A 12192-nucleotide genomic window follows, 5' to 3' on the forward strand; every position below is an offset into this window, starting at 1 on the left:
AAGATTCGGGACCGGTCCGGCCGTGGCCAGATGGGTCGGGATGTGCGGGTGGTGATCGCCCGGATCAACCCGGTCCTGAGGGGCTGGGGTGCCTACTTCCGTACCGGGAACGCCGCCACCAAGTTTAGAGCGGTGGATGACTGGGTGGTCTGGAGGCTGCGTCGACTCATGGTCAAGAAGCGTGGGCGCAATCTCCGGCCGGGTCAGGCTGCTGCCTGGACGGAGGAGTGGTTCAACCAGCAGGGCCTGTACAGGCTCCGTGGCACGGTCCGTTATCCGGGTGCTGCGTAACCCTGTCAAGAAGATTATCGGTAAGCCGTGTGCGGGAAAACCGCACGCACGGATTGAAAGGGGAATGAGGAGACGGGCCCGGGAACGGGTACCGCGCCTCTGACTACCAATGACCGTTGTGACCTGGGACTCCTTCCGTGCCGCGGAACACTTCACCATGCGCAGCGCCCGCCTCGTCGACCGGCACCGCTTCGCCCACCTCTTCCAGAGCGGCCCAACCGGTCCCGTCCGCTCCGCCCTGGACGCCTACCGCAACATCGACGGCGGCTACGGCAACGGACTCGACCCCGACCTGCGCGGGCACGCCAGCCAACCCGCCGCCCTCGACATCGCCCTGCGCTACCTCGACGACCTCGGCCCCATCCCACCCGACCTCGGCACCGGCATCTGCCGCTACCTCACCACCGTCACCAACCCCGACGGCGGCGTCCCCCCCGTCCTCCCCAACGTCCGCCACACCGAGTCAGCACCCTGGTGGCGCCACCGCGACGACTTCACCAGCGACCTCGGCCTCACCGCACTCATCACCGGATACCTGCACAAACACAACATCCCGCACCCCTGGCGCGACAACGCCACCGCCTACTGCTGGAAGCGCGTCGACGCCCTGTGCTGGACCGAAGCCCACGAGGCCATCGGCGTGTGCACCTTCCTCCAACACGTCCCCGACCGCCAACGCGCCCTCAACGCCGTCAACCGCCTCCACCCCATGATCCGCGCGGTCATCGACACCCACCCCAAACCCCGCGCCCGCCGGCACTGCCACAACGCCCTCGACCTGGCCCCCCACCCCCGACACCTCGCCCGCGGCCTCTTCACCGACGCCGAGCTCAACCGTGCCCTGGACTTCACCGAACGCGCCCAACGCCCCGACGGCGGCTGGGACGCCAACGGGGACCACTGGGACACCGCCGCCACCATCGAACGCGAGGGCATGCGCACCATCCAACGCCTGCGCGTCCTGCGCGCCTACGGCCGCGTCGGCGCCTTCATCCCACCGCCCCGCCGCGACCACTGACCCCCGGACACGAGAGATCAGGCGAACGCCCGCACCACGATCGCTACCGCCACCCGGCCGGGCCACCCCGGCCCCGGCGGCCCGACGGCGCCCCCGCTAACCCAGAGCCAGGAAACGCACCCCCGCCGTCGCTAACGCCTCGCGCCCCCCCCGCCCGAGACGGCCCGGCCCGTCACCGCGCGCGCCGCCGCCAACCCCGCCTCCCGCTCCGAGAGCGCCCCCTCCACCACCGACCGGTCAGCACCCCCGAACAACGACGCCAGCACCACCGCCAACGCCTCCCGGCGCGTCCACGGCTCCCGGCCCAGCGCGTCCGCCAGGTCCAACCCGTGCACCACCGCCTCCAGCACCCGCGTCACCAGGAAGTCCGTCAACAGCATCCGGTCCCCGTGCCGGGTCACCACGACCCGGTCCACCGGCTCCGCGCCCAGCACGCCCCCAGCACCCGGCCCGGCTCCGCCGCGTCCGCCCGACACGCCGCCGCCCCCACCGCGCCGCCCACCCGGTCCGCGTTCACCGCCGCCGAGAACCGCACGTCAGGCGCGTAGTACCCCGCGGCCGACACCAGCGGCCCCGACCCCGGCCCCTCCGACACACCGGCGTCCAACATCACCGAAACCCGCTCCACCGCACCCACCGTGTGCACCGCCAACGCCGCCACGTCCCACGGCGCGCACCGCGTCGGCAGCACCGCCTCCTGCTCCGCCAGCCCCGACAACACCCTCTCCAACGCCCTCACCTCGGACGAAAGAGCGGAAACCACCACACCACGCTCAAACACGACACGCTCCGCCCGCAGCCGACAACCCCCGGCACCCCCACCACACACCCCCCGAAAAACCTCACCCAGGGTCACCGCATTCTCCCCCACGCCACCTCACACACACCCACTCGCAACCTGGTTTAGACCACTCCACCCCCCAAACGCTCTAGAGTGTTAGGCGTGACACGTCGAGCAAAAATCGTCGCGACCCTCGGCCCCGCCACCTCGAGCCCGGAGACCCTCCGCAGGCTCGTCGACGCGGGACTGGACGTCGCCCGACTCAACCTCAGCCACGGAACCCACGACGACCACAGCGCCAACCTCGCCAACCTCCGGCAGGCCGCTGAGGACGCCCAACGAGCCGTCGGCGTCCTCGCCGACCTCCAGGGCCCCAAGATCCGCGTCGGCACCTTCCCCGACGGCCCCGTCGACCTCAACGTCGGCGACGAATTCACCATCACCACCGACGACGTCCCCGGCGACGCCACCCGCGTCTCCACCACCTACAAGGGACTCCCCAACGACGTCCGCCCCGGCGACCGCGTCCTCATCGACGACGGCCGCATCGCGCTGGAATGCACCAAAACCACCAGCACCGACGTCCACACCCGCGTCATCGTCGCCGGAACCGTCTCCAACCACAAGGGACTCAACCTCCCCGGCGTCTCCGTCAGCGTCCCCGCGCTCACCGACAAGGACGAAGAAGACCTGCGCTGGGCCCTGCGCAACAAGGTCGACATGGTCGCCCTCTCCTTCGTCCGCAGCCCCGCCGACGCCGAGGAGTGCCACCGCATCATGGACGAGGAGGGCCTCACCGTCCCCCTCATCGCCAAGATCGAGAAACCCCAGGCCGTCGAACGGCTCCAGGACATCATCGAGGTCTTCGACGGAGTCATGGTCGCCCGCGGCGACCTCGGCGTCGAACTCCCCCTCGAAAACGTCCCCATGGTGCAAAAACGCGCCGTCGAACGCTGCCGCGACAAGGCCAAACCGGTCATCGTCGCCACCCAGATGCTCGAATCCATGATCGGATCCCCCCGGCCCACCCGCGCCGAGGCCTCCGACGTCGCCAACGCCGTACTCGACGGCGCCGACGCCGTCATGCTCTCCGGAGAGACCAGCGTCGGCAAATACCCCATCGAAACCGTCGAGACCATGGCCCGCATCGTCAGCGCCGCCGAACAGGAATCCCTGCGGGCCTCGCACATCCTCAACCGGGTCCCCGAGACCACCGGCGGAGCCATCGCCCGAGCCGCCGCCGAGATCGGCGCCACCGTCGGAGCCAAGGCACTCGTCGCCTTCACCATGTCCGGCGAAACGGCCCGACGCCTGGCCCGCTACCGCTCACCCATCCCGCTCATGGCCTTCACCACCGAAGAGCCCACCCGCGGCCGACTCTCCCTCACCTGGGGCGTCGAGAGCCACATCGTCCCCTGGGTCGACAACACCGACGACATGGTCCGCCAGGTCGAGAGCGAACTCCTCCAACTCGGCGACTACCACAAGGGCGACAAAATCGTCATCGTCGCCGGAAGCCCGCCCGGAACCGTCGGATCCACCAACTCCCTGCGCGTCCACCGCCTCGGCGACGCCGTGGCCCTCACCACACCCTGACCCACCCCGGCGCGGCCACGGCGACCACAGCCACGGCAGCCACCCAGACCGCGCCCGCTGACGTGCCGCATCAGGTCCTGCCCGGAACACACGGCGTATGAGCCACGCCGCCCAACCCGGGACAGGACCAGGTGCGGCCGACGCATATCCGGGGCCGCACACCCCACCCGCCACGGGCCCCGACACACCAAAGGCCCCGCACCCCGGCCGAAACCGGGACCAGGGCCAAGGACGGCACCGCCCCCGCGACTACGGCTCCGGATGCGAGGCCACACCACCCTCCGGCAGCACCCGCTCCAACGGCATGTCCCACGGCAGCAGATTCCACGGACTACGCGGATCCTCCGCCAACAGCCCCAACGCCGCCCACACCCGGTCGGTCCCCCCGTGGTCGCCCTCCACACCCTTCTCCGGCCACAGCAGATACCCCGCGTGGAACGCCGTCGACAACTGCGCCCACGACGAGTACCGCCGCTGCAGATCCGACGCCACCCGCCGCAACAACGTCTGCGTCTCCACCGGACTCAACCAGTCCAACGACGCCCCACCGCACACCAGCCGGATCACGTGCACCGACTTCCACCACTGGTACGCACCGATGAGCACCGTCTCGTCCGCCTCGGCCACCCCGGTGACCGCACGCAACCGCGCCACCTGCTCCTCGGACAGACGCACCTGAGCGCCCGTCACGTGCCCGCCCTGCTCCTGCGGAAGACGCGACCGCGCCACCCCCGCCCGCAGATCCACCACCAGGTCCAGCGACGGCCCCGTGTGCAGTTCCTCGAACAGGGCCTCCACGGCCTCCCGCAACGACTCCCGGTCGGTCACACCCCACTGCCGCTCCAGCATCCGCCGGTAACGGCGCCGCAGCGAGGGCCGGGCCACCACGTCCCACGGCTCGGCCAGAGCCACCCGGAAGGGCGCGGCCACCGCCGCCGCCCAGCGCTCGGTACTCAGCGGGGCGTCGGGGTCCTTGGTACGCACGGCGGGGTTCTCGCGCGCGCCGATCACCAGTTCGGCGAAGGACCCCGCCACCAGCACGGCCACGGGCAGGAACGCCCACCCCGGTTGGTCGACGGCCACGAGCAGGACGATGAGCAGCGCTACGGGGGCCAGCATCCAGGGCTGGCGGCGTCCCGATCCCCAGGCCACCACGACCCAGGCACCGATCACCAGTGCGCCGATGACTCCGGCGACCGCGGTCAGCACCCGCTGCTCCTCTCCTGAGAACTCGCTCGTCCGGCTCTTCAAGGATCGGGGACGCGGGCCCTCCGGGGCGCCGGAACCGACGGGTTGTACTCAGGTTGTGGCCGTGATGTGACCGCTTCAGCCCGCTTGCCCCGGCATAAAGTGACAAAGGGCCTATTTGGGGTGGTACTGGCCGGGTAGTTACGGAGGTTCCGGCCCGTCTGTCCGACTCCCCTCAGTACTTGGGCCCGACGAAGGCGTCCATGCGTGCCACGGCGCCCCGCCGCGCCACCGACACGACGATCCGGTCCCGCCCCCGGCCCGGGGCCTGGCGGCGGATCTGCCGCTTCCACGGGATGCCGAGATGGTCGAGGGCCCCGGTGAGCAGTCCGATGATGTCCTCGGAGACGTTGACGAACTCGTAGCGGGGGTAGAGGTAGTACTTCCACTCGCCGCCGACCTGCCTGCGGACCCGGTTCTCGACGCGGCACCCGTCGGAATGGATCAGTCCTCGGATGAACGCCTCGGGGTGTCCTTCGACGATTGCCCCTTGCCAGGGCTCCAGGACGATGGCCCGGTCGTGTTTCCTGCCGGGTCCGTGCTGGGGGAAGAGGCACGGCCAGTGCTTCCAGTCGCTGTAGACCTCGGTGCAACCGACACAGGTGATCCCTCCGACGGAGCGGTGGGGCGACCCCTTCGACATGCTGGCCTGGCACTCCCGGAGAAGCCCGGGTCAGGAGTCCCCGCAGAAGATCCTCAACCGCCACACACCCTTGTCCCTGTTTCCGGCGGGGCTGATGGACCCGTCGCCGAGGTAAGAGGCCCAGGAGGTAGCTGTAGATCTCGGCGGGCGCGGGGGCCGGGGGAGGGGCCGACACCGGGGGCACTCACCGCTGTCCCGGTACTTGTCGATGAGGGAGCGGTCCTGCGCCCACGCGCGAAGGGTGGAGCGGTTGATTCCCATACGACGGCTGACCTCGGCGTAGGAAATACCAGAGTCGATCATGGAAACCGCTGAGCGGCGGATGTGTGAGGAGTACATGGCGAGAATGCCGACCCACGCTTGTGACAATCCGCGGGCAGCCAACTACAGCGGGTGTATATGTCCGAAATGAAAAAAGCCACCCGCTTGGGTGGCTCTGGGAACTTGTGCCCTGGGTGGGACTCGAACCCACACTGTACGAGGTTTGAGCTCGCGCTCTCTGCCGATTGGAGTACCAGGGCGAAAAGGTTTTGTCAAGGCCTTCTCTGGAATTTTCTTATTCGCCTGGCCGTCGCCGCTCCGCCAACGTTGGTGTCACGATTGACGCGCATTGCCGGTCCCGACGCCTAGCATCCTAGCGGATCTCGGTAACCTCATGTACGTGACGAGGACGCAGAGCCGTGTGGTGATCGCGGAAGACGAGGCCCTGATCCGCCTGGACCTCAAGGAGATGTTGGAAGAGGACGGCTACGCCGTCGTGGGCGAGGCCGGTGACGGCGAGACCGTGGTCCGTCTCGCCCAGGAGCTCAAGCCCGACCTGGTGATCACCGACATCAAGATGCCGGTGCTCGACGGCCTGTCGGCCGCCGAGCGCATCGCCGCCGAGCGCATCGCCCCGGTGGTGATCCTGACCGCCTTCTCCCAGCGGGAGCTGGTCGAGCGCGCCCGGGAAGCGGGGGCCATGGCCTACCTGGTCAAGCCCTTCAACAAGGCCGACCTCGTACCCGCCATCGAGATGGCCACCTCCCGCTACGCGGAGCTGTCCGCGCTGGAGTCGGAGGTCAGCAGCCTCCAGGAGCGCCTGGAGACGCGCAAACTGGTCGAGCAGGCCAAGGGGTTGTTGCAGAGCCGCCACGGGATGAGCGAGCCCGAGGCGTTCCGCTGGATCCAGAAGAACTCCATGGACCGCCGCCTGACCATGCGCAAGGTGGCCGAGACGGTCGTGGAGACGCTGGGGAACGGGAACAGGGGGTAAGCGCGGCTTACGTTCCCACCCGCGCCGCACTGAAGCAGGGGCCGCACTCCCGACGGGGGTGCGGCCCCTGTGGCGTTGCCGGGGCTCCGGCCCCGCCCGCGACCCCGTCCCGGTTCTGGGCACTTCGCTACGGAGAGTGCGGAGAGAATGTGCAGATCAGGACCTTGGCAGGGTGGAAACGAGACGGATGTCCATGGTCAACTCGCTTCTGGTACCAGTTTGATCTCGTTTGCACACGATGGGGTGACGGTTGGATCACGTGGCTTTAGCCATGCTGAACGATCTGCCTAAATCGGGCTAAACTCGCCGCACCGAACAGCAATGGACAGCGGTGTCGAATGCGCGCATTCGGCGCCGCCACCCTCAGATGCGCAAGGAGCGCGCGTGCGCACACGTCTCGTGACCGTGCTGCTCGCCCTGATCACCGCGATCCTGGTGATCCCCGGGCCAGTGGCGTCGGCAGACGAACAGGGCGGTGAGGCGCTGCACGGTCGGATTCTCAACCCGGACAACCGGGATCAGGGTGTCGAGGGCATCGTGATCACGGTCTACGGCGGTGAGGACGAGATCGGGGCGGCGGAGACCGACTCTGATGGAATGTGGGAAGTGGAGCTGCCCGAACCGGGTACCTACCGCGTCGTGGTGGACCAGGAGTCCGTCCCCAGCGAGTTCGTCGTACGAGAGGGCCTCATCGTCGACGGCGAGACCGAGGTGGAGGTCGAGGCCGACGACAGGCGGCCGCTCATCGTGGCCCTGGAGCGCCAGGGCGCGTCCGACGACACCACCGCCTCCCCCTCGGAGGAGGAGACGCGGGACCAGGATTCCGGTGCCGGTGACGAGGAGGCTTTCCAGCCCACGACGGGCGGCGGCAGCTCCTTCGGTGACCGCTTCGTGCAGCTGTCCGCGGCGGGACTGCTCTTCGGCCTGGTGATCGCGGTGTCCGCGATCGGGTTGTCGCTGATCTTCGGTACGACGAAGCTGATCAACTTCGCGCACGGTGACATGGTGACCTTCGGCGCGATGATGGCGCTGGTCTTCAGCAGCGGTGCGGTGGGGCTGGGCAACTCGCTGCTGGCGATCTTCGCCGGTCTGGCGGGTGCGGTCCTGATCGGCGGTCTTCTGGAGTCGCGGTTGTCGCGGCCGGTGCTGATCGTGGCGCAGTGGGCGTCGATCGTCGGGGGTATCGCCCTGGCGACGGTTCTGGGGCTCATGGGCGAGGCGGTGGGCTGGCAGGTGCCGTTGTGGGTGGCCGCCGCGCTGGCGGTGGTCATGGGCGCCGTCCTGGGTGCGTCGATGGAGCGGTACGTGTGGCGTCCGCTGCGGCACCGCAACGTGGCCCTGATCCAGATGTTCATCGTCTCGATCGGTCTGGCCCTGGTGCTGCGGCACGTGGTGCTGGTGCTCTTCGGTGCGGGTCGTAGCCGGTACGCGGGTTTCCAGATCCAGGACCTGGTGCGGTTCGGGCCGGTGTCGATGGCGCCGCGCGACCTGGTGATCATGGCCGTGGCGGTCGTGGTCCTGGTGGGTGTGGCGTGTCTGTTGCAGTTCACGCGGATCGGTAAGGCGATGCGTGCGGTCTCGGACAACCGGGACCTGGCGGAGTCGTCGGGTATCGACGTGGACAGGGTGACGCTGTACGTGTGGGGTCTGGGCGGCGGTCTGGCCGCTCTGGGCGGTGTGCTCTACGGGCTCAACCAGGTGGTGGAGTACGAGATGGGCTTCCGTCTGCTGCTGTTGATGTTCGCGGCGGTGATCCTGGGTGGTCTGGGTACGGCGTACGGGGCGATGGTCGGTGGTCTGGCCGTCGGTCTGGTGGCGATGCTGTCCACCCTGTGGTTCCCGTCCCAGCTCATGCAAGCCTGGGCTTTGGCCCTGATGATCCTCATGCTGCTGGTCAGGCCCCAGGGTCTGCTCGGTCGGCGCGAGCGGGTCGGCTAGGAGAGACGAACGATGGACATCATTTCGATTCTCGCCGAGTCCACCCGGTCGGCGTTGGGTCCGATCGCGGCGATCTACGCGCTGGCGGCGATCGGCCTGAACTTCCACTTCGGTTACACGGGCTTGCTGAACTTCGGTCAGGTCGGCTTCATGCTGATGGGCGCCTACGGTGTGGGCGTGAGTGTGGCGGTGTTCGAGCTGCCGCTGCTGGTCGGTTTCGGCGTGGGCCTGTTGTGCGCTTTCGTGATGGCGTTGCTGTTGGGTATTCCGACGCTGCGGTTGCGGGCGGACTATCTGGCGATCACGACGATCGCGACGGCGGAGGTGTTGCGCCTGGTGTACCGGGCGGGGTTCGCGGAGCCGCTGACCGGTGGTGTGTACGGGTTGCAGAACCTGTCCGCCGGGTTCCGGGAGATCAATCCGTTCGACGCGGGTGCGCGGTACGGGTTCGGTCCGTTGGCGTACAACGGCAACCACCTGTGGGTGTTGGTGGTGACGTGGTCGCTGGTGCTGCTGATGGTGGGTCTGACCTGGATGTTGATGCACAGTCCGTGGGGGCGTGTGATCAAGGGGATCCGGGAGGACGAGGACGCGGTCCGCAGCCTGGGCAAGAACGTGTTCGCGTACAAGATGCAGGTGCTGGTGCTGGGTGGTCTGATCGGTGCGCTGGCGGGCGGCATGCTGGCGGTGTACCAGGCCTCGATCCAGCCGGACCAGTTCAGGCCGCAGGTGACGTTCTTCCTGTGGGTGATCCTGTTGCTGGGTGGTGCCGGCCGGGTGTTCGGTCCGGTGCTGGGTGCGATGGCGTTCTGGTTCCTGATGACGTTCACGGACGGCGTGCTGCGGGGGATGGGTTCCCTGGGCTGGCTGCCGTTCCTGTCGGGTCCGGACTTCGGCGCGATCCAGTTGGCCTTCGTGGGTGTGCTGCTGGTGCTGTTGATCGTGTTCCGGCCGCAGGGGCTCATCGGCGACCGCAAGGAGATGCTGATCAATGTCAAGTGACGAGACGAACGCCGGCGTGGACCGGATGGCCGGTGCGGAGCCGGTGCCCGGTTCGGCGAAGTCGGATCCGATTCTGGTGGCGGACGGTGTGCGGCGGTCGTTCGGCGGTCTGCGGGCCGTGGACGTGGAGCACCTGGAGGTGCAGCGCGGCACGATCACGGCGTTGATCGGTCCCAACGGTGCGGGTAAGTCGACGCTGTTCAACCTGTTGACGGGGTTCGACCGGGTGGACGGCGGCCGGTGGACGTTCGAGGGCCGGGCGGTCAACGGCAGGCGCGGCCACCAGGTGGCGCGTGCGGGGATGGTGCGGACCTTCCAGCTGACCAAGGCGCTGACGCGGATGACGGTGCTGGACAACATGTTGTTGGGCGCTCCGGGTCAGTTCGGTGAGCGGATGGCCGGTGCGTTCCTGCGGCCGGTGTGGCAGGGCCAGGAGCGGTTGAACACCGAGCGGGCGCTGGATCTGTTGGAGCGTTTCAAGCTGGTGGACAAGCGCCACGAGCTGGCGGGTGCGCTCTCCGGTGGTCAGCGCAAGCTGTTGGAGATGGCGCGTTCGCTGATGACGGATCCGACGATGATCATGCTGGACGAGCCGATGGCCGGTGTGAATCCGGCGTTGGTGCAGTCGTTGCTGGGTCATATCACGTCGTTGCGTGATGACGGCAAGACGGTGTTGTTCGTCGAGCACGACATGGACGTGATCATGGGGATCAGTGACTGGATCGTGGTGTTGGCGCAGGGTCAGGTGATCGCGGAGGGTCGTCCTTCGGACATCCGGTCCAACCGGCAGGTGATCGACGCCTACCTGGGTGCCCAGGAGGAGTCGTCGGAGGCGGCGGGGAGTGGTGATGACGGACAGCGGTGACCTGGGTCCCGGGTCGGCGGAGGCCGGGGACGCGGCGGTCGTGCAGGAGCACCGTGAGGAGGTGCTGGAGCACGCGAGTGCGGAGTCGGTGGAGGTGGGTGGTCCGGGGGACTACCTGTTGTTGGCCCGTGACCTGGTGGCGGGGTACGTGCCGGGGGTGAACATCCTCAACGGGTGCACGTTGACGCTGACCGAGGGCGAGGTCGTGGCGATCATCGGGCCGAACGGCGCGGGGAAGTCGACGCTGATCAAGACGATCTTCGGTCTGATCCCGGTGCGTGAGGGCGGTCTGACGCTGCGGGGGGACAGCATCGCGGGTCTGCCGGCGCACAGTCTGGTGGAGCGCGGTGTGGGGTACGTTCCGCAGACGCAGAACGTGTTCCCGTCGTTGACGATCGAGGAGAACCTCCAGATGGGGGCGTTCCTGCGGCCGCGGTCGTTCGCTGAGCGGTTCGCGGTGGTGGCGGAGCTGTTCCCGTTGTTGGGGGAGCGGCGTAAGGCCAAGGCGGGGTCGCTGTCGGGCGGTGAGCGTCAGATGGTGGCGATGGGCCGGGCCCTGATGATGGATCCGTCGGTGCTGTTGTTGGACGAGCCGACGGCGGGGTTGTCGCCGATCTACCAGGAGGAGGTCTTCCAGCGGGTCCGGGAGGTCAACCGTACGGGTGTGTCGGTGGTGATGGTGGAGCAGAACGCCCGCCGGTGCCTGCAGATCTGTGATCGGGGTTATGTGTTGGACCAGGGGCGTAACGCGTACACGGGTACGGGTGCGGACCTGTTGAACGATCCGAACGTGATCGAGCTGTACCTGGGGACGTTGGCCAAGGGCTGAGGTCCGGGTGCGGTGCGGCCGGGGCGGGGGAGGGGCGCGGTGGCGGTCGGAGATGGCGCTGGGTGGCCGGACAAATTACCCTGGTGGTGCGGGCATGCCGCGCGTCGTCCGGGTCCTCGTGCGGGGCCTGGGGGCGGGAACGTCACGGTGGCGGCGCGCCGGTGCCGGTTCCGTGCAGGAATGCCGGGACGGGGCCGGGTGTTGGGATCCGTTGGAGAGGACGGGACCCGTGCAGCGGGCCGGTCCCGGATGCGACCGAGGGGTCGCCAGTCAGCCGCAACCCCTTTCAGAGGAGCTTTACGACATGACGGTTCAGAGCGAGACCACCCAGGGGATCATCCTCACCGACGAGGCGTCCGCCAAGGTCAGGGCGCTCCTGGAGCAGGAGGGCCGGGACGATCTGCGTCTGCGTGTGGCCGTTCAGCCCGGTGGTTGCTCGGGGCTGCGTTACCAGCTCTACTTCGACGAGCGGGACCTGGACGGCGACGTGGTGAGCGACTTCGGTGGTGTGGAGGTCGTGACCGACCGGATGAGCGCCCCCTACCTGGTCGGTGCCACGATCGACTTCGTCGACACGATCGAGAAGCAGGGGTTCACGATCGACAACCCCAACGCCACGGGCTCGTGCGCCTGTGGTGACTCCTTCAACTAGGGGAGCTGGCCGGGGGGAGGGCGTGCGCGCCCTCCCTTTGGTGTGTGGGGTCGGTGTGGCGGGTGGGGTTGTCG

Annotated in this window: 14 protein-coding genes and 1 tRNA gene; 9 read left to right on the forward strand and 6 right to left on the reverse strand. The window is 68.3% G+C overall.

Features of this window, described 5'->3' with window-relative positions; all coding sequences use genetic code 11:
- A partial coding sequence (locus FYW95_RS17375; protein ID WP_305081063.1) for a group II intron maturase-specific domain-containing protein occupies positions 1–291 on the forward strand: 291 nt, incomplete at its 5' end.
- A 118-nt stretch (positions 292–409) separates the two neighbouring features.
- Positions 410–1309, forward strand: a complete 900-nt coding sequence (locus tag FYW95_RS17380) for a prenyltransferase (protein WP_159942311.1) — start codon at positions 410–412, stop codon at positions 1307–1309.
- 131 nt (positions 1310–1440) lie between these two features.
- Here the strand turns inward: FYW95_RS17380 and FYW95_RS28940 are convergent, their stop codons facing one another.
- Together FYW95_RS28940 and FYW95_RS28945 are read right to left on the reverse strand one after the other, a co-directional pair.
- Positions 1441–1743, reverse strand: coding sequence for a hypothetical protein (locus tag FYW95_RS28940; protein WP_370462371.1), 303 nt, complete (start codon positions 1741–1743; stop codon positions 1441–1443).
- Positions 1707–2030: a maleylpyruvate isomerase N-terminal domain-containing protein gene (locus FYW95_RS28945; protein ID WP_236567743.1), complete on the reverse strand. Its 324-nt coding sequence runs from the start codon at positions 2028–2030 to the stop codon at positions 1707–1709. Before FYW95_RS28945 ends, FYW95_RS28940 begins: the two co-directional genes overlap by 37 nt.
- A gap of 222 nt (positions 2031–2252) precedes the next feature.
- On the opposite strand from FYW95_RS28945, the gene pyk reads away from it, so the two are divergent.
- Positions 2253–3686, forward strand: coding sequence for a pyruvate kinase (gene pyk, locus FYW95_RS17390; protein ID WP_159942201.1), 1434 nt, complete (start codon positions 2253–2255; stop codon positions 3684–3686).
- Between the two features lie 249 nt (positions 3687–3935).
- On the opposite strand, the gene FYW95_RS17395 is transcribed toward pyk, so the two are convergent.
- The 4 genes from FYW95_RS17395 to FYW95_RS17405 form a co-directional block, all read right to left on the reverse strand.
- On the reverse strand, positions 3936–4895 hold the full coding sequence (locus FYW95_RS17395) for a DUF1266 domain-containing protein (protein ID WP_159942200.1): 960 nt from the start codon (positions 4893–4895) through the stop codon (positions 3936–3938).
- Between the two features lie 214 nt (positions 4896–5109).
- On the reverse strand, positions 5110–5577 hold the full coding sequence (locus tag FYW95_RS28310) for an LAGLIDADG family homing endonuclease (RefSeq protein WP_236567732.1): 468 nt from the start codon (positions 5575–5577) through the stop codon (positions 5110–5112).
- A 30-nt stretch (positions 5578–5607) separates the two neighbouring features.
- A complete protein-coding gene (locus FYW95_RS28315) occupies positions 5608–5916 on the reverse strand; it encodes a transposase (protein WP_255459581.1) in 309 nt (102 codons plus the stop codon).
- A 108-nt stretch (positions 5917–6024) separates the two neighbouring features.
- A tRNA-Leu gene (locus FYW95_RS17405) sits at positions 6025–6098 on the reverse strand.
- A 134-nt stretch (positions 6099–6232) separates the two neighbouring features.
- On the opposite strand from FYW95_RS17405, the gene FYW95_RS17410 reads away from it, so the two are divergent.
- From FYW95_RS17410 to FYW95_RS17435, 6 genes are all read left to right on the forward strand, one after another.
- Entirely contained in the window at positions 6233–6832 is a 600-nt protein-coding gene (locus FYW95_RS17410; protein WP_159942199.1) for an ANTAR domain-containing response regulator, read from the forward strand.
- A gap of 384 nt (positions 6833–7216) precedes the next feature.
- Positions 7217–8770, forward strand: coding sequence for a branched-chain amino acid ABC transporter permease (locus tag FYW95_RS17415; protein ID WP_201294906.1), 1554 nt, complete (start codon positions 7217–7219; stop codon positions 8768–8770).
- Positions 8771–8782: 12 nt separating this feature from the next.
- A complete protein-coding gene (locus FYW95_RS17420; RefSeq protein WP_159942198.1) occupies positions 8783–9772 on the forward strand; it encodes a branched-chain amino acid ABC transporter permease in 990 nt (329 codons plus the stop codon).
- Positions 9762–10637 (forward strand): ABC transporter ATP-binding protein, encoded by an 876-nt coding sequence (locus FYW95_RS17425; protein ID WP_159942197.1) that lies wholly within the window; start codon positions 9762–9764, stop codon positions 10635–10637. Before FYW95_RS17420 ends, FYW95_RS17425 begins: the two co-directional genes overlap by 11 nt.
- Entirely contained in the window at positions 10621–11466 is an 846-nt protein-coding gene (locus tag FYW95_RS17430; protein ID WP_159942196.1) for an ABC transporter ATP-binding protein, read from the forward strand. Before FYW95_RS17425 ends, FYW95_RS17430 begins: the two co-directional genes overlap by 17 nt.
- A gap of 304 nt (positions 11467–11770) precedes the next feature.
- Entirely contained in the window at positions 11771–12118 is a 348-nt protein-coding gene (locus tag FYW95_RS17435) for a HesB/IscA family protein (RefSeq protein ID WP_159942195.1), read from the forward strand.
- Positions 12119–12192 lie beyond the last annotated feature (74 nt).

It is taken from the genome of Nocardiopsis sp. FR4, from assembly GCF_009830945.1.
Lineage (GTDB): Bacteria > Actinomycetota > Actinomycetes > Streptosporangiales > Streptosporangiaceae > Nocardiopsis.

Coding starts and splice junctions, on each gene's coding strand:
- FYW95_RS28310 (WP_236567732.1), bottom strand. CDS start 5,577: ATGTCGAAGGGGTCGCCCCACCGCTCCGTCGGAGGGATCACCTGTGTC.
- FYW95_RS28315 (WP_255459581.1), bottom strand. CDS start 5,916: ATGTACTCCTCACACATCCGCCGCTCAGCGGTTTCCATGATCGACTCT.
- FYW95_RS17410 (WP_159942199.1), top strand. CDS start 6,233: ATGTACGTGACGAGGACGCAGAGCCGTGTGGTGATCGCGGAAGACGAG.
- FYW95_RS17420 (WP_159942198.1), top strand. CDS start 8,783: ATGGACATCATTTCGATTCTCGCCGAGTCCACCCGGTCGGCGTTGGGT.
- FYW95_RS17425 (WP_159942197.1), top strand. CDS start 9,762: ATGTCAAGTGACGAGACGAACGCCGGCGTGGACCGGATGGCCGGTGCG.
- FYW95_RS17430 (WP_159942196.1), top strand. CDS start 10,621: ATGACGGACAGCGGTGACCTGGGTCCCGGGTCGGCGGAGGCCGGGGAC.
- FYW95_RS17435 (WP_159942195.1), top strand. CDS start 11,771: ATGACGGTTCAGAGCGAGACCACCCAGGGGATCATCCTCACCGACGAG.